We start from the raw sequence: 16,748 nt of genomic DNA on the forward strand, positions 1-16,748 counted from the left end.
CGTCCTCGAACCACTTGATCGAGACCTGGCCCAGGGTGAAATCGGTGTTCTTGATCTTGGTCGGCGCCTTGATCCAGTCCAGACGCTGCGCCTGCTCGGCCCAGAACGCCTCAGGATCCGCAACCGAAGCCGCATACATCTGATCATAACGCGCCGCATCAACGTGGGCCTTGGCCGCGAGTTCGGGCGCGGGCGGATAAACGCGATCGCCGGTTTCGGGTTTGGTCTGTTCGGTCATGAAAGGATCTCCCACTCCACATTAAGCCCGGCGGCACGTTGTTCCCCAACGTCACCGCGTTCAAGAAGGACAATACCTGAAACGGAAAATAATGGAATAATGTTAGCGTTATGAGTGATTTAGCTGTAAATTATTTTCAGAGACAGGTTGAAAATCGTAAACTAATTTGCCTGCCGCACGCTAACCCCCTTGATTTCAATGCCGTATGGTCAATCCGCCGCAGGAGGCAAATCGGGACTTGCCATGGTTCCCGCTCAGATTGTGTTGGTCAAGGCCGGGTGTGACAAAAGGATGCGGTATGCCGTGGCATACAAGCTGTTAGCGCTCGCGTCGCGAATCCCCCGAATCCGTAAAACCCTTGAACCCCGGAGCCATTCCACTACGGTTCCGCCGAGGCGGAAGATACCGCTGCAAAAACAGGGGAGGATATTATGTCCAACATCACAGCAAAGCTGCTGGCGACCGCGGTTGCGGTCACCTTCGTCACCGAAGCCGCGGCAACCGAATGGAATGTGTCGACCTGGGGCTCGCGTCGTGCCTTCACCGAGCACCTCCACAAGATCGCGGAACTGGTCTCGGAAAAGACCGGCGGCGAGTTCACCATGAACATCTCTTATGGCGGTCTGTCGAAGAACCGTGAGAACCTTGACGGTATCTCGATCGGTGCCTTCGAGATGGCGCAGTTCTGCGCGGGCTACCATGCCGACAAGAACCGCGCGATCACGGTTCTGGAATTGCCGTTCCTCGGCGTGTCCACGCTGGAAGAAGAAGTGGCCGTCAGCCACGCGGTCTATGCCCATCCGGCCGTGGCCGAGGAAATGGCGCAGTGGAACGCCAAGATGCTGATGACCTCGCCCATGCCGCAGTACAACCTTGTGGGCACCGGCGATCCGCGTGACGAACTGGCCGAATTCGACGGCATGCGCGTGCGCGCGACCGGCGGTCTGGGCAAGGCCTTTGCCGCCGTCGGTGGTGTGCCGACCTCGGTCACCTCGTCCGAGGCCTATCAGGCGATGGAAAGCGGTGTCGTGGATACGGTGGCCTTTGCCCAGCACGCGCACCTGTCCTTTGGCACCATCAATCAGGCTGACTGGTGGACCGCGAACCTGAACCCCGGCACGGTGAATTGTCCCATCGTCGTGAACATCGACGCCTATGAGTCGCTGCCGGACGATCAGCGTCAGGCACTGGACGAGTCCGTGGACGAAGCGATCGCCTATTACCTCGAGAACTACGGCATGCTGCTGCAGCGCTGGGACGAGGTGCTGGCAGAGAAGAACGTGCAGAAGGTCATGATCTCGGACGAAGAGCTGTCGAAGTTCAGGGAAGTGGCGGGCAAGCCCATTCATGATGCATGGATCGCGGACATGAGCGCACAGGGCCTGCCGGCGCAGGAGCTCTATGATCTTGTCTTCTCGACGCTGGAGAAAGTGCGCGCCTCGAACTGAGGCGCCACGCGTCCCGGCCCGGTGCCGGGCTTTTGCCGGATGTGCGCGTGCGGGGAAACCCGCGCGCGCGACGGCGTACCAAAATCAATAGCGGAGTAAGCCGATGGCCGGACATGCCTCTGTCCTCGAAGACGACAGTCTGCTGTCCAGACTGGACCGATTGCTGTCACGTCTGGAATTGGGGATGGCTTTTGTCTCGGGTGTGTTCGCCTTCGGGCTTATGTGTCTGGCGGTGATCTCGGTCTCTGGCCGCAACCTGTTCAACGAACCGCTGCGCGGTTACGTCGACTGGATCGAGGCGGCGATGCCTTTCATCGCGATCTTCGGGATTTCCTTCGTGCAGCGCGCGGGTGGTCACATCCGGATGGACATCGTCGTGGGCGCTTTGAAGGGGCGGTTCCTGTGGCTGGCCGAGTTTATCACGACTTTCGCGATCCTGATTCTGATGGTGTTGCTGGTCTGGGGGACGTGGGCGCATTTCGACCGAAGCTTCGATTTCAGCGCCCCGAACTGGAGCCGCGACAGCTCTATCGATATCGGTCTGCCGATCTGGCCCGCCAAGCTGGTGGTGCCGGTGGCGTTTGCGGTGATCTGCCTGCGGCTGGTCCTGCAACTATGGGGCTACGGGCGGGCCTTTGTGCTGGGGTTGAGTGAGCCGGTGGCGGTGCCGCTGGTCCAGTCGGCCGCAGAAATGGCGGCGGCGGAAGCCGATCAGGTGCAGGGGCACGACACATGACAAGCATCGAGATCGGGCTTTGGGTGACTGGCGGTATGCTGGTCATGGTGGTTCTGGGCATGCGCGTCGCCTTTGCGGCGGCGATGGCGGGAATGGTCGGGCTGATCTGGATCTTCTGGTCCAAGAAGGGCTACGACCCGGAAGAATTTGGCTGGGCGCTGACCGTGGCGGTCAAGACGGCAGGGCAGGTGCCGCATGGCAAGGTGTCCTCTCAGGCGCTGTCGCTGATCCCAACCTTCATTCTGATCGGCTATCTGGCCTATTACGCCGGACTGACCCGCGCGCTGTTCGAGGCCGCAAAACGCTGGATCGCATGGGTTCCGGGCGGGCTGGCGGTTTCGACCGTCTTTGCCACCGCAGGCTTTGCCGCCGTGTCGGGGGCTAGCGTGGCGACAGCGGCGGTATTTGCCCGCATTGCCATCCCCGAGATGCTGAAGGTCGGCTATGACAAACGGTTCGCGGCGGGCGTTGTCGCGGCGGGCGGCACGCTGGCCTCCCTGATCCCGCCGTCGGCGATCCTTGTGATCTATGCGATCATCGTGGAACAGGACGTGGGCAAACTGCTGCTGGCGGGCTTCATCCCCGGCATGTTCTCGGCGCTGATCTATGGACTGCTGATCATCGGACTGGCCCTGACGATCAAGGGCTTTGGCCCGCCGGTGCGCGGTTTCACATGGCGTGAACGCTTTGTCAGTCTTCCGCCAGCGCTGCCCATCGTGGCGGTTGTCGTGATCATCATCTTCTTTGTCTACAACCCCTTTGGGGGCGACAGCTGGGGCACGCCGACAGAGGGGGGCGCTATCGGCGCGTTCATCGTCTTCCTGATGGCGTTGTTCCGGGGCATGCGCCTGCCAGAGTTGAAAGACGCGCTGGTGGAAACCGCCAAGCTGTCGATCATGATCTTCACGATCATCTGGGGCGTGCTGATCTACGTGCGGTTCCTGGGCTTCGCCGATCTGCCTAGCGCCTTTTCCGACTGGCTGACCGCGCTGCCCTATTCGCCGATGCTGATCCTTGTGTGCATCCTGCTGGCCTATGCGGTCCTGGGCATGTTCATGGATGCCATCGGGATGCTGCTGTTGACGCTGCCGGTGGTCTATCCCGCGATCATGGCGCTGAATGGGGGCGAGTTCGTGTCGGCCGAGGAAAGCGCGTTCGGCATGTCGGGTCCGATGTGCGCGATCTGGTTCGGGATCCTCGTGGTGAAGATGGCAGAGTTCTGCCTGATCACGCCCCCCATCGGGCTGAACTGCTTCGTGGTGGCTGGCGTGCGGCCTGAACTGTCCGTGCAGGATGTGTTCCGCGGGGTGACACCTTTCTTCCTCGCGGACGCGGTGACGATTGCCCTGTTGGTGATGTTCCCGTGGATCGTTCTCTGGCTGCCGTCGCTGGCGGGGTGACAAAAAAGAAAGGCCGCCTGCTGGCGGCCTTTCTCTGTTGAGCTTTGCTCTTAGCCTTTTCCGCCCTTGCCACCGGAGCCGGAACCGCCCTTGCCGCCGCCGCCTTTTCCGCCACCACTGCCGCCTGCGGCGCCACCGCCGGACCCGGCCTTGCCATCGCTGGCCGAGCCGCCCGTTTTGCCAAAGGCATTTCGGGTCAAGACGCCGCGCATTTCAGCCTCGCCGGGGGTGCCGGCGCTTTTGAGTTGATTGGCATCGTGGTTCTTTGACAGCACCGTATCCTCGGCCGTTGCCCAGGGGTTGCCATGGTCGGCCAATGCGGCGCCGCTGCCAAGGGCGAGCGCTGCCGCCGCCACCGTTGCGATCCATTTGTTCAATTCACTGCTCCTCACATCTAAGCCCAGTTGTTCGCGCCCGGGAAAGATATTCATGAAGCGATATATATCAAGGTTGGAATTTAAAGTCGCGGCGGGAAAGCGCCTAAAGTTGTTCCGGCCTCGTCCTGCCTTTGGAACGTCAGGGGCAAAGGCATAGCCAACGCGGCGCTGAGATCGCCGCAGGTCAATATTTCAAGCAGGCTGACAGCTCGGATGTCGAAGTCAGGCGGCGCGGGTCAATTGTGCCCTTGTGGCCGCCGCCAGCCGCCGGATGCCTTCCTCCAGCCGATCCGGCGGATTGAGGGTAAAGTTGATCCGCATGGCGCGGCGGTTCTGGCCCAAAGGGTCGAACACGCTGGAGGGCGAAATGCAGACGCCGTGTTCCAACCCCGTTTCCATCAGCAGGTTGGTGTCGAACGACGGGTCACGCGCCACAGCCCAGACGAACATGCCGCCAGTTGGCACATCCCAGTCAAAGTGATCCGACAGGTGTTCCGTCATCGCGGCGCAGAGCGCGTCGCGTCGGCTGCGATAAAGGGACAGCATGTCCGGCAGTATGCGCCCGGGCAAATCTGCCTCCATCGCGGCAAGGGCGATGCGCTGGGTCAGGCCGCTGGTGAACATGTCGCTGCTCTGCTTGGCCTTGGTCATGGCGGCGATGATCTCGGGGGCCGCGATGGCCCAGCCGACGCGCAGGCCGGGGGCCAGAATCTTGGACACGGTGCCAAGGTAGATCACCGGTCCGGTATAGGGCGCAGAACCATCGGCAGACAGATCAAGGATGCGGGGCAGGGGTGTGCCGTCATAGTAGAGATGGCCATAGGGATCATCTTCCACCAGCCAGGTGCCGGTTTCCTCGGCCGCCGCCAGCAGCGCCTGTCTTTGGTCCAGCGGAACGAGCCGCCCTGAAGGGTTGGAGAAATTCGGCACGGTATAGGCGAATTGCGCCCCGTCAAAGGCCGCGCGGGCGTCGAACCCGTTCTGCTCCAGCAGCATCGGACGGTAGGCCGGTTGCCGCGGTTTCCACGTGTCGATGGCACCGAGGTAGGCAGGCGATTGCGCCGCGATGGTGTCACCGGGGTTCAGCAGGATCTTGCCCGTCAGTTCCAGGGCATGAGAGCCGCCAGTCGTCACGATGACATTTTGCCGGGTCAGGCGGACGGTGTCGCTGCTGTGATCGGTGGCAATGCGGTCACGCAGTTCCGGCAGGCCGTCGATTGGCGAATAAGCCAGTGTATCGCCGGGGTGGTCTGCCACCGCGCGGGCGGCGAACTCCGACAACTCCGCCACCGGCCATGTGGAAGGATCCGGCAATCCGCCGCCCAGATTGACGAGGCCGGGAATGCGACCCGCAGCCAGGAAGGTCTGCGTCACGTCATTGGTGTCGTTCAGCCAATCGGCAAAGGCGCGGCGGTTGCTCATGGGGTCTCTCCAAGTGCCGAGGCGCCCCGGTGGGCGCTGTCACGGCTCCGTAACATGAAAAGGTTACCCAGTGCCAACGGCAGACTGGCTGATCGAAAAACGAATGCGCGATGCGAAAACCTCTTGTTGAAATCCGTTTGCTTCCGTATTTCCGGAAATATGAAAAATGCAGCTCTCACCGCCCTCTCGGCTCTTGCCCATCCCCGGCGTCTGGACGTTTTTCGCCTGCTCATGCGGCGCTACCCGGACAATGTCGCGGCGGGCGAGATTGCCGAGGCGCTGGACCTGCCGGCCTCCAGCCTTTCGGCGGCGCTGGCGCAATTGCGCGGGGCGGGGCTGATCACCCAGACGCGCAGCGGAACATCGCTGCGCTACGGTGCCGACACCCGGGGTGCCGGTTCCCTGATGGACTATCTCTGGGCGGATTGCTGCCGTGGCCGCCCGGAGTTCTGCCTGCCCAATTCTGCTCAGGAGCCCGAAATGGCTGACCGCAAATACAATGTGCTGTTCATCTGCACCGGCAATTCAGCCCGGTCGATTTTTGCCGAGACTCTGCTGCGCGAGATCGCGGGAGACCGCTTTGCGGTCCATTCCGCAGGCACGCGCCCGTTCAGCGAACTGAACCCCGTCGCCCTGCAGGTCCTGCGGGACAAGGGGCATGACATTTCCAACCTGCGGTCCAAGAACGTGGCCGAATTTCAGGGTCAGACCGCCCCGGCACTGGATTTTGTTTTCACCGTCTGTGACCGCGCCGCCAACGAGGAATGCCCGCCGTGGCCGGGCCAGCCGATGACCGGTCACTGGGGGCAGCCTGACCCGGTCAAGACCAGGGGCAATGACGCCGAAAGATTGCTGGCATTCCAGCAGGTCTATGGTGCACTGCGCAACCGTATCATGGCCTTCGCGGCCCTGCCCATCGACACGCTGGACCGCAACAGCTTGCAGGCGAAGATCGATGATATCGCCAAGACGAAGGACAACGCATGACCACCTACGCCATCAACGGCCTTGGCCGGATCGGGAAACTCATCGTCAAGCCGATGCTCGACGCCGGGGATTCCATCGCCTTTCTGAACGACGCTGTGGGGGATCCGGCGATGCATGCGCATCTGCTGGAATTCGACACGGTGCATGGCCGCTGGAACGCGGATTTTTCCGCCGATTCGGACAGCATCACCATCAACGGCACGCGCATCCCGGTCTACGGGAAGCGCAGCCTTGACGATCTGCCGCTGGACGGCGTCGACGTGGTCATCGACTGCACCGGCTACTACAAGACCGCAGACCGCATCGCCCCCTATTTCGAACGTGGCGTGAAAAAGGTCGTCGTCTCTGCCCCGGTCAAGGACGGCGGCGCGGTGAATATCGTCTACGGGGTCAACGACGACATCTACAAGGCGGATGAGCACAGGATCGTCACCGCCGCCTCCTGCACCACCAACTGCCTCGCGCCGGTGGTCAAGGTGATCCACGAAAACCTCGGCATCAAGCATGGCTCGATCACCACGATCCATGACGTGACCAACACCCAGACCATCGTGGACCGGCCCGCCAAGGACCTGCGTCGTGCCCGCTCGGCGCTGAATTCGCTGATTCCCACGACGACGGGCTCCGCCACTGCGATCACGCTGATCTACCCCGAACTCAAGGGCCGCCTGAACGGACACGCGGTGCGGGTGCCGCTGCTGAACGCCTCGCTCACCGATTGCGTCTTCGAGGTCGAACGCGAAACCACCGCCGAAGAGGTCAACGCCCTGTTCAAGGCCGCCGCCGAAGGCGCGCTGAAAGGCATCCTCGGCTATGAGGAGCGTCCGTTGGTTTCGACCGATTACACGAACGACCCGCGCAGCGCGATCGTGGATGCGCCGTCGACCATGGTGATCAACGGCACGCAAGTGAAGATCTATGCCTGGTATGACAATGAATGGGGCTACGCGCACCGCTTGGTCGATGTGGCGCACATGGTGGGCAAGAGCCTCTGACCTGCTTCTTTGGGTTGAAAATACCTCGGGGTGAATTTGTCCCGGACTTGTTCCGGGGCCAACAGGGGCCGCGCCCCTCAATCCCACCCACCCTCCAGACCGGAGCCCGGACATGACAGACTCCGTTTCGCAACGCCCCGAGGGGTTGGCCGCCTATGTTGCGGTCACCGCCGCCTACTGGGCCTTCATGCTGACCGACGGGGCGCTCAGGATGCTGGTGTTGTTGCACTTTCACACGCTGGGCTTTTCGCCTGTGCAACTGGCCTATCTGTTCCTGCTTTATGAATTCGCGGGCATCGTCACCAATCTCTCGGCAGGGTGGATCGCGGCGCGGTTCGGGCTCACCTCGACGCTCTATGCGGGGCTGTCGCTGCAGGTGGTGGCGTTGCTGGCGCTGTCGCAGCTGAATCCGGCCTGGGGTCTGGGGGCCTCGGTGATCTTTGTCATAGCGGTGCAGGGCCTGTCCGGGGTGGCCAAGGACCTGTCCAAGATGTCGGCCAAATCGGCCGTGAAACTGTTGGCGCCGTCGGGGCAGGGCGGATTGTTCCGATGGGTGGCGGTGCTGACCGGCTCCAAGAATGCGATCAAGGGACTCGGCTTTTTGTCCGGCGCGGCGATGCTGGCTCTGTTCGGCTTTGTCCCGGCGGTTCTGGGCATGGCGGCGGTTCTGGGCGCCGTGCTGCTGGTCGTCAGCCTGCGGATGCCGGGCGGCCTGCCCACCGGCAGGAAAGACGCCAAGTTCAAAGAGGTCTTTTCCAAGGACCCCAACGTGAACTGGCTGTCGCTGGCGCGGGTCTTTCTCTTCGGCGCGCGTGACGTCTGGTTCGTGGTCGGCATTCCGGTCTATTTCTACGCGGTGCTCTCGGACGGCTCAGAGGCGGGCAACCGCTTTGCCTTTTTCACCATCGGCAGCTTCATGGCGGTCTGGACGATCCTCTACGGTGCCGTGCAGGCCTATGCGCCCAAGGCGCTGCGCGCGGCCTCTCGGTCCGGGGCAGAGATCGTGGCCGCCGCGCGTGGCTGGGCGCTTTCGCTGACGGTGATACCGGCGGTGCTGGCGCTGCTGGTCTATGTCACCGGCGATCCGGCGACCTGGCTGACGGTGGTGATCATCGCGGGACTGCTGATCTTCGGCGCGCTTTTCGCGGTCAACTCCTCACTGCACAGCTACCTGATCCTTGCCTTTTCCAAGGGGGAGCGCGTGACCATGGACGTCGGCTTTTACTATATGGCAAACGCGGCAGGGCGCCTGTTGGGCACGCTTTTGTCCGGCCTCAGCTATCAGGTCGGCGGCTTGCCCCTTTGCCTTGCGACGGCGGCCGTCATGGTGGCGATCAGCGCCCTGGCGGCGTCCAGACTTCAGGCGGATGGGGCGTGAAGAAAAACCATGGTCGCGATGAGGATTGCCGAGCCGATCCATAGCAAATAGCTTGTAGCCTTAACCGCCGTTAAATGGTTGCCGCGATCTTGCAGACTTCCGGAATATTGTTGATCGGGCACAGCCATGTCGAAGCACTGCGCCTTGCCGAGCAGGAGGCGCCGTCCGGGCGTCTGACCATCCACAATCTCAGCCACCTCGGACGCCGCGGCCTCGTGATCGGGCGTCGCGTGCCAAGATTGCTGCGGGCAATCGCCTTGGGGCTTCGGCCTCACGCGGTGTGCCTGTGCTTGATGGGCAACCAGCACAACATTCACGGACTGTTCGAGCATCCGGTTCCGTGGAGCCTTGGTCCGTTGGGGACGGATACGCCGACGCCGGATGGGCAGTCACGAGTCGTCCTGCCCGAAAGCGTGATGCGTGATGTTCTGGATCGTGAAATCGCCCCTTTGAACAGCCTCGCGCAGATGCTGTTCCAAACCTGGCCGAAAGCGCGCCGCCTGATCCTTGCGCCACCGCCTCCGGTGGGGGCGCTGGGTCGGGAGATCGATCTGCCCAGACATTTCGAAGACCGGGCATCGGTCCGGCTTGCGCCGCGGTCGCTGCATCGTCGGCTCTACGAGCTACAAAACGACCTGTACGGCGAATACGCCAAGACCTGCGGAGCAGAGATCGTGGGCCCGCTGGATCACGTGAAGACGAAGGACGGTTTTCTGGCGCCCGCGTTCTGGGGGCGTGATCCGACACACGGCAATCTGGCCTATGGGCGTGTGATGCGGGACCGTCTTCTTGAAACCGTTAGGGAGGAACCATGACGCATCCGTACAAGGGGCTTCCCGATCATCAATTCTGGAAACGGGCGCCGGGGCTTGCGCAGCCAGAGTTGCTGGACCCCATGATTGCCGCACCTTTCGGGATTTCGCGCACGGACAAGATCGTGACGGCGGGCAGTTGTTTTGCTCAGCATGTGGCGCGGGCCCTGTCGGACGCAGGCTTTGACCACCATGTCACCGAAGCGGCACACCCGCTTGTTGATGAGGAAACCGCGCGCAAGCATCAGTTTGGCGTTTACTCTGCCAGATATGGAAACGTCTACACCGCCCGGCAGTTGCGGCAACTTCTGGAGCGGGCCTTCGGTCAGTTCGAACCGGAAGAAAAGGTTTGGGTGTCCCCTGAGCCCGGAACCGGTGTCGTCGATCCGTTCCGACCGCAGGTGCAGCCGAATGGCTTTACCGATGCGGAGGAATTGCAATTGGATCGCAGGCAACATCTGGCCTGTGTTCGCCGGGCGATCGAAGACATGGATGTCTTTGTCTTCACGATCGGCCTGACCGAGGCTTGGGAAGACCGGCGCGATGGTGCTGTGTTTCCACTCGCACCGGGTGTTGCCGGCGGATCCTATGCACCAGAGCGGTACGGCTTCGTCAACTTTGGGGTCGATGAGTGCCGAAGTGACCTCTTTGCCGCGATTTCCTTGATCCGAGAGCGCAATCCCAAGGTCCGCATCGTCCTGACGGTGTCACCGGTTTCGCTGAACGCGACTTACATGCCCAGGCATGTTCTCGTATCGACGACCTGGTCCAAGGCCGTTTTGCGGATCGTGGTCGAAGACGCGGTTCAGGCCTTTGCCGACACGGTCTACTTCCCCTCTTTCGAGATAATCACCAGCCCGCACTTGCGCGGGCGTTACATCGCGACAGATGGCAGAGAAGTCCTGCTGGAGGGCGTTGATCACGTGATGCGCGTGTTTCTGAAGCACTTTGGCGACGGTAGCAGCGATGCGATCCCGCAGCCCGCGCCGCGGGAGGAAAGACAGGAACAGGGCGACGAGGTCCGCAAATGGGCCGAAGCGCTTTGCGATGAAGAGGCGATTGACCGGAGGTAGCCGTTCGGGCTGGCCCCGGTACTAACGTTCGGAACGGCGACGTGCCCGCGGTCAGGTGTCGTCCAGCAGTTCCTGCAACCCTGCTTCGAAGGCCTCGAAGGCCGCGCCGATCCGGTCCTCGATCTGCTGCTGATAGGCCATGGCCAGGGGCAGCAGGTCCGTCATCAGGGCGCGCCCCTTGTCCGTCAGGGCCAGCCGCACCAGCCGCCGGTCGCCCGAATCCACCGTCTTGGCGATATACCCGGCGGCCTCCAGTCGCGAGGCCGCGCGGCTGACCTTGCTTTTCTCCATCGCGACTCGCGCTTCGATGTCCCGGACCGAAACGGTTGTCGCGCCGTCGATCGGCTGGGCAAGGTGCACCAGAACACGCCATTCCGGGATCGAGACGCCGAACCGCTCGCGATATTGGCGCGCCAGTTCCTCCGACGTCTTTTCGGCAGCAACGGCAAGCCGGTAGGGCGTGAAACGGCTCAGGTCGAAATCGGGCAGGGCAGTGCGGTCTTTCATGGCGGGGCCTCAAAGATCTACGGGCTTTACAACATTAGACTTGACTTCATTGCATTTGCAACGAATAACTGCCGCAACGACAGGACAGGCGATGGGAGGACATCACATGACCCGTTTTGACTTGCCTCAGGGCATGGTACGCGCTGCGAATTACGCTGGCACACAAGAGGGCTATATGCCCGGTTTCGGCAATGATTTCGAAACAGAGGCGCTGCCCGACGCGCTGCCGCAGGGCATGAACTCACCGCAGAAATGCAACTACGGTCTTTACGGCGAACAGTTGAGCGGCACCGCCTTTACCGCCAATCCGCCCGAACGGACGTGGTGCTATCGCATCCGGCCTTCCGTCAAACATTCGGCGCGCTATCAGAAGATTGATCTGCCCTACTGGAAATCCGCGCCCAACGTGGACCCGGACGTGATCTCGCTTGGCCAGTACCGCTGGGATCCGGTGCCGGTGCAGGACGGGCTGACATGGCTGACCGGTATGCGCACCATGACCACGGCAGGTGATGTGAACACGCAGGTGGGCATGGCAAGCCATATCTACCTTGTGACCGAGTCAATGAAGGATGCCTATTTCTTCTCGGCCGATTCCGAACTGCTGGTTGTCCCGCAAGACGGGCGACTGCGCTTTGCCACCGAACTGGGCATCATCGACGTCGAACCCAAGGAGATCGCCATTATCCCGCGCGGCCTAGTCTACCGGGTCGAGGTGCTGGAAGGGCCGTGCCGTGGTTTCGTCTGCGAGAACTACGGGCAGAAATATGAACTGCCCGGGCGTGGTCCGATCGGGGCCAACTGCATGGCCAACCCGCGTGATTTCAAGGCTCCGGTGGCGGCCTATGAGGATCGCGAGGTGCCATCGACCCTGACCGTCAAGTGGTGCGGCCAGTTCCATGAGACGCAGATCGGGCAATCGCCGCTGGATGTGGTTGCGTGGCACGGCAACTATGCGCCCTACAAGTATGATCTGCGCACCTATTGCCCGGTCGGCGCGATCCTGTTCGACCACCCCGATCCGTCGATCTTTACCGTGCTGACCGCGCCATCGGGCGTGCCGGGCACCGCGAACATCGACTTCGTGCTGTTCCGCGAACGCTGGATGGTGGCGGAAAACACCTTCCGCCCGCCATGGTATCACAAGAACATCATGTCCGAGCTGATGGGCAACATCTACGGCCAGTACGATGCCAAGCCGCAAGGCTTCGTGCCCGGCGGGATGTCGCTGCACAACATGATGCTGCCGCACGGGCCGGACAAGAATGCGTTCGAGGGCGCGTCGAACGCCAACCTTGGCCCCGACAAGCTGGACAACACCATGTCCTTCATGTTCGAGACCCGGTTCCCGCAGCATCTGACTGCCTTCGCAGCCAACGAGGCACCGCTGCAGGACGATTACATCGATTGCTGGGACAGCCTTGAGAAGAAGTTCGACGGCACGCCCGGAAAGAAATGAGCACCGCCGCCGCAACCGTTCTGATCCTGGCTGCCGTGGTCTTTTTGTGCCTCATCGGCTGGTTGATCTTCCGCGTTGAAAAGGCAACTCGCCCGGGGGACACCAAAGGACGCGGCGATGGCGGCGCCGTGACGCCCGTTCTTGGCGGGGACTCTCCGCGCAACGCCAATGATGACAAGGAACCCTCGTTCTGGTCGGGCCTGTTCGGCGGCGATGGCGGCGGCTCTGACGGTGGCGGGGGTGGCGGCGACGGTGGCGGCGGCTAAAGATTTATCGCCTGTGCGATCAAACAGACAGACAAGGACGACAGATGCCCCTTCAACGTTCCTGGGTGGAGAGCGCGAACTCCCCCGACACTGATTTTCCCCTGAACAACCTGCCCTATGGGGCGTTCCAGGATGAAAACGGCGAGGCGCATTGCGGCGTCGCCATCGGGGACATGATCCTCGACATCACCGCGCTGGAAAACGACGGGCTGATCCAGATGCAGGATGAGGAAGAGGTGTTCTTCTTCGGCGACTGGACCGAATTCATGGCGCTGGGCCCCGAAGCCTGGGCCGCGTTCCGCGAGACGATCACCGGCATGCTGGCCGAGGATGCACCAGATGCCGAGGCCCTGACCGCCTATATGGTCCCGCAGGCCGGGACCAAGATGCTGATGCCCTTCGCAGTGTCGGAATACACCGATTTCTATGCCTCGAAGAACCACGCCACCAATGTTGGCACCATGTTCCGTGGCCCGGAAAACGCGCTGCCGCCGAACTGGCTGTCGATCCCGATCGGCTACAACGGGCGGGCCTCTTCGGTCGTTGTCTCCGGCACCGACGTGCGCCGCCCCTGGGGGCAGTTGAAAGGGCCGAACGAGGATCTGCCCCGCTTTGCCCCCTGCGCGCGTTTCGATCTGGAACTGGAAATGGGTGCCATCGTCGGACAGGATTCCGAAGGTCCGGTGACCGTGGCCGAAGCGGACGAGATGATCTTTGGTTATGTGCTGCTGAACGACTGGTCCGCTCGTGACATTCAGGCGTGGGAGTATCAGCCGCTGGGGCCGTTTCAGTCCAAGGCGACGGCGACTTCCATCAGCCCGTGGATCGTGCCCAAGGCGGCGCTGGAACCCTTCCGCGTATCCACGCCGGATCGGGACCGGGTGCTTCTGGATTACCTGAAAGAGCCGGGCCCGATGCTGTACGACATTCAGCTTGAGGTTGGCCTTGCGCCCGAGGGCAAGGCAGAGACGGTGATCGCCCGGACCAACTATCGCGAGATGTATTACTCATCCGCCCAGCAACTGGCGCATCACACCACCAGCGGCTGCCCGATGTCGGTGGGCGATCTGCTGGGATCCGGCACCATTTCCGGCCCTGAAAAAGACGCCCGCGGAGCGCTGCTGGAACTCAGCTGGGGCGGCAAGGAGCCGGTCACTCTGGACACCGGAGAGACGCGCAGTTTTCTGGAGGACGGCGATCGGCTGACCCTGCGTGGCGCTGCCATGGGGGACGGCTATCGCGTCGGCTTTGGCGAATGTACCGGTACGGTTCTGCCTGCGCTGGATGATCCCTACGGGGGGCGGGGATGACGCTAGCCGCCCTGTTGCCACTGAAGGATGGACTCCACAGGCCAGAACAACATCAGCACGTTCAGAACCAGACCGTCCCGGATCAGGAAGGCGGTCAGGATCTCCATGCCGATCACGATGGCCACGCTGACCCAGACCGGCAGCACGCGCGCAAGGTAGAACCCGACCACCATCGCAAACAGGTCGAAGACGGAATTGATCACGCTGTCGCCGTTGTAATCCAGCGAGATCGTCACCGCGCGGTAACGATCGATGACCAGCGGCGTGTTTTCGACCACCTCCCAACCGGCCTCGACGATCAGGCTGAGCGCGAGGCGGATGTTCAGATCAAGGCGCCGCGCGACAAGCGCCAGCACGCCGAAAAAGACAAAGCCGTGGATCAGATGGCTGGGCGAATAAAGATCCAGCAGGTGCTGGCTACCCTCGACGGCGGGCGCGCCGGGACCGGCCCAGAAATCCACGCGACCACAGGGGCAGATCAGATCGCGCCCCATCATGAGCAGGATGACCGCCAGTATGATGGCGGTTGTCAGAGTTAATATCGCGGGTTTGGTGATCTTAGTCATGGCCCGCGATGCAACCACAACGGCGCTGTAGCGTCCAGAGACTTGAGAGGTTCGAAATGAACAAGGCCTTTGCCTCTGCCGGCGACATGGCAGAAAAGAAAACGTCTTTCACACAGGTGGGTGAGGGGCTCTATGCCTTCACCGCCGAGGGTGATCCCAATACCGGCGTCATCATCGGCGACGACAGCGTGATGATCGTCGAGGCGCAGGCCACGCCGCGCCTTGCCCGCAAGGTGATCGAGCATGTCCGTTCTGTGACGGACAAGCCGATCAGCCACCTTGTCCTGACTCATTACCACGCGGTGCGGGTGCTGGGCGCCTCGGCCTATGGAGCGCGGGAAATCATCATGTCCGACGTGGCGCGGTCGATGGTGGCCGAACGCGGGCAAGAGGACTGGGACAGCGAGTTCGACCGCTTCCCGCGCCTGTTCCAGGGCCATGAGGAAATCCCCGGCCTGACATGGCCGACCACGACATTCAGCGAGTCCATGACCGTCTACCTTGGCAACCGCCGCGTCGACATCATGCATCTGGGCCGCGCCCATACGGCCGGTGACGCGGTGGTCTGGGTGCCCGATCAAGAGGTCATGTTCACCGGCGACATCGTCGAATACCACTCGGCCTGCTATTGCGGCGACGGGCATTTCGGCGACTGGGAAGACACGCTGGCCAACATCGCCATGTTTGAACCCAAGAGCATCGCGCCGGGACGCGGAGATGCGCTTGTGGGCGAAGAGATGGTCGCCAATGCCATCGCCTCGACCGCCGATTTCGTGAATTCCACCTACAAGCCGGTGGCCAAGGTCGTCGCCCGGGGCGGCTCGCTGAAAGAGGCGTGGGATGCCTGCCGGGCGGAATGTGACCCCAAGTTCAGCGACTATGCGATCTACGAACACTGCCTGCCCTTCAACGTCGCCCGCGCCTATGACGAGGCCCGTGGCATCGACACGCCTCGGGTGTGGACGGCAGAGCGGGACAAGGAAATGTGGAACGCTTTGCAGGGGTGACAAATGGAACTCGGAGACGGCTTGAAGTTCTTGGGCGAGCATCTTGAGCCCAGCGTGGTTGCTCGAATTCTCGAAGCTTGCACCCTTTGGATTGACCCCAAGTGCTACGCTCTGTTGCCCACCTGGTCGCCGTACACCTACCGAAAAGCTCCTCTTTTCAAGGCGAACTGGATAGATCGGCAAACTAACAAGGAAGTTCCAAAGCACGAGGGAAATGTCGCAGCGAGCAAGGCTCAGAATAGGTATCTGGGAATCAAAGGGCGCAACGCGGATACCCGCCCAAACTGGGCATGCTGCCACGTCTGGGGAAATGATGACCCCCGATTTCAAAGTGCTCATGCTGAGGTAAACGACCCACGCTATTTCACTTGCCCAGCCAATATGGTTTTGGTGCCGTCGCCGCTAAAAACGTTTACCGATACGATTCCAGAGGTGAAGGCCGCCCTGAGATATGCAGCCTTCTTGTTGTATGGTTTTGTTCCAGAAGGGCGGGATCCGCCACATGAATTGGAGGCCGGAGACTTTTTGCCGGATGAGTGGCGGGAATTCAGGGAAATAAGGTACGTCCCGATGAGCGCAACTATCGAAGCGAGCATCCGCGCTCGGTACTCGGAGCTTCTGCGTCTTCAGGAGCTGGTCGGCACTCAATACCCCGGCGGGCAAGTGACTGATGTTGCCAATTACTGGAAATTGAAGACCCCTCAGAGCCTTTTCGCCTTGTGGCCCGGTGTTGGGTCAGCTCCTCAAGAACAGTAGTGAGGGAAAAT

Annotated in this window: 18 protein-coding genes; 13 read left to right on the top strand and 5 right to left on the bottom strand. The window is 61.8% G+C overall.

All coding sequences use genetic code 11. From position 1 onward, the window contains the following. Positions 1-238: acetyl-coenzyme A synthetase N-terminal domain-containing protein (locus tag ACTXGA_RS17460; protein ID WP_443395888.1), on the bottom strand; the 238-nt coding region annotated here is incomplete at its 3' end. Between the two features lie 431 nt (positions 239-669). On the opposite strand from ACTXGA_RS17460, the gene dctP reads away from it, so the two are divergent. The 3 genes from dctP to ACTXGA_RS17475 all read left to right on the top strand — a co-directional run bounded on the left by dctP (position 670) and on the right by ACTXGA_RS17475 (position 3,822). Next, positions 670-1,686: a TRAP transporter substrate-binding protein DctP gene (gene dctP / locus ACTXGA_RS17465; protein ID WP_443395889.1), complete on the top strand. Its 1,017-nt coding sequence runs from the start codon at positions 670-672 to the stop codon at positions 1,684-1,686. A 103-nt stretch (positions 1,687-1,789) separates the two neighbouring features. Continuing rightward, positions 1,790-2,422: a TRAP transporter small permease subunit gene (locus ACTXGA_RS17470; protein WP_443395890.1), complete on the top strand. Its 633-nt coding sequence runs from the start codon at positions 1,790-1,792 to the stop codon at positions 2,420-2,422. Continuing rightward, entirely contained in the window at positions 2,419-3,822 is a 1,404-nt protein-coding gene (locus ACTXGA_RS17475) for a TRAP transporter large permease (protein ID WP_443395891.1), read from the top strand. Before ACTXGA_RS17470 ends, ACTXGA_RS17475 begins: the two co-directional genes overlap by 4 nt. 50 nt (positions 3,823-3,872) lie before the next feature. Here ACTXGA_RS17475 and ACTXGA_RS17480 read toward each other — a convergent pair whose 3' ends face one another. Both ACTXGA_RS17480 and ACTXGA_RS17485 read right to left on the bottom strand, forming a co-directional pair. Next, entirely contained in the window at positions 3,873-4,199 is a 327-nt protein-coding gene (locus ACTXGA_RS17480) for a hypothetical protein (protein WP_443395892.1), read from the bottom strand. 222 nt (positions 4,200-4,421) lie between these two features. Continuing rightward, entirely contained in the window at positions 4,422-5,621 is a 1,200-nt protein-coding gene (locus ACTXGA_RS17485) for an aminotransferase-like domain-containing protein (protein ID WP_443395893.1), read from the bottom strand. A 159-nt stretch (positions 5,622-5,780) separates the two neighbouring features. Between ACTXGA_RS17485 and ACTXGA_RS17490 the strand changes: the two genes are divergently transcribed. From ACTXGA_RS17490 to ACTXGA_RS17510, 5 genes are all read left to right on the top strand, one after another. Beyond that, positions 5,781-6,608: an arsenate reductase/protein-tyrosine-phosphatase family protein gene (locus tag ACTXGA_RS17490; protein ID WP_443395894.1), complete on the top strand. Its 828-nt coding sequence runs from the start codon at positions 5,781-5,783 to the stop codon at positions 6,606-6,608. Next, positions 6,605-7,603 (top strand): ArsJ-associated glyceraldehyde-3-phosphate dehydrogenase, encoded by a 999-nt coding sequence (locus ACTXGA_RS17495; RefSeq protein ID WP_443395895.1) that lies wholly within the window; start codon positions 6,605-6,607, stop codon positions 7,601-7,603. The genes ACTXGA_RS17490 and ACTXGA_RS17495 overlap by 4 nt, the downstream gene beginning before the upstream one ends. 112 nt (positions 7,604-7,715) lie before the next feature. Beyond that, the gene (gene arsJ / locus ACTXGA_RS17500) at positions 7,716-8,981 is read left to right on the top strand and encodes an organoarsenical effux MFS transporter ArsJ (protein WP_443395896.1); all 1,266 of its coding nucleotides are present in this window, start codon (positions 7,716-7,718) and stop codon (positions 8,979-8,981) included. 110 nt (positions 8,982-9,091) lie between these two features. Continuing rightward, entirely contained in the window at positions 9,092-9,796 is a 705-nt protein-coding gene (locus ACTXGA_RS17505; protein WP_443395897.1) for a hypothetical protein, read from the top strand. Further along, positions 9,793-10,866, top strand: a complete 1,074-nt coding sequence (locus ACTXGA_RS17510) for a GSCFA domain-containing protein (RefSeq protein ID WP_443395898.1) — start codon at positions 9,793-9,795, stop codon at positions 10,864-10,866. Before ACTXGA_RS17505 ends, ACTXGA_RS17510 begins: the two co-directional genes overlap by 4 nt. A gap of 51 nt (positions 10,867-10,917) precedes the next feature. Here ACTXGA_RS17510 and ACTXGA_RS17515 read toward each other — a convergent pair whose 3' ends face one another. Then, the gene (locus ACTXGA_RS17515; RefSeq protein ID WP_443395899.1) at positions 10,918-11,373 is read right to left on the bottom strand and encodes a MarR family winged helix-turn-helix transcriptional regulator; all 456 of its coding nucleotides are present in this window, start codon (positions 11,371-11,373) and stop codon (positions 10,918-10,920) included. Positions 11,374-11,479: 106 nt separating this feature from the next. Between ACTXGA_RS17515 and hmgA the strand changes: the two genes are divergently transcribed. Genes hmgA through fahA form a run of 3 tightly spaced genes read left to right on the top strand, consistent with a single transcriptional unit; the run spans position 11,480 to position 14,408 of the window. Continuing rightward, positions 11,480-12,832, top strand: a complete 1,353-nt coding sequence (gene hmgA, locus ACTXGA_RS17520) for a homogentisate 1,2-dioxygenase (protein ID WP_443395900.1) — start codon at positions 11,480-11,482, stop codon at positions 12,830-12,832. Then, positions 12,829-13,098, top strand: coding sequence for a hypothetical protein (locus ACTXGA_RS17525; RefSeq protein ID WP_443395901.1), 270 nt, complete (start codon positions 12,829-12,831; stop codon positions 13,096-13,098). Before hmgA ends, ACTXGA_RS17525 begins: the two co-directional genes overlap by 4 nt. Before the next feature lie 44 nt (positions 13,099-13,142). Then, complete coding sequence (gene fahA, locus ACTXGA_RS17530; RefSeq protein ID WP_443395902.1) at positions 13,143-14,408, top strand: fumarylacetoacetase; 1,266 nt, start codon at positions 13,143-13,145, stop codon at positions 14,406-14,408. A gap of 2 nt (positions 14,409-14,410) precedes the next feature. On the opposite strand, the gene ACTXGA_RS17535 is transcribed toward fahA, so the two are convergent. Continuing rightward, positions 14,411-14,974: a DUF2585 family protein gene (locus ACTXGA_RS17535; protein WP_443395903.1), complete on the bottom strand. Its 564-nt coding sequence runs from the start codon at positions 14,972-14,974 to the stop codon at positions 14,411-14,413. Positions 14,975-15,030: 56 nt separating this feature from the next. Here ACTXGA_RS17535 and ACTXGA_RS17540 point away from each other — a divergent pair, with 56 nt between their 5' ends. Both ACTXGA_RS17540 and ACTXGA_RS17545 read left to right on the top strand, forming a co-directional pair. After that, positions 15,031-15,981, top strand: a complete 951-nt coding sequence (locus tag ACTXGA_RS17540) for an MBL fold metallo-hydrolase (protein ID WP_443395904.1) — start codon at positions 15,031-15,033, stop codon at positions 15,979-15,981. Positions 15,982-15,984: 3 nt separating this feature from the next. Continuing rightward, the gene (locus ACTXGA_RS17545) at positions 15,985-16,737 is read left to right on the top strand and encodes a hypothetical protein (RefSeq protein ID WP_443395905.1); all 753 of its coding nucleotides are present in this window, start codon (positions 15,985-15,987) and stop codon (positions 16,735-16,737) included. The last annotated feature ends 11 nt before the right edge of the window (positions 16,738-16,748 follow it).

Source organism: Antarctobacter jejuensis, assembly GCF_052266595.1.
Taxonomy (GTDB): Bacteria; Pseudomonadota; Alphaproteobacteria; order Rhodobacterales; family Rhodobacteraceae; genus Antarctobacter; species Antarctobacter jejuensis.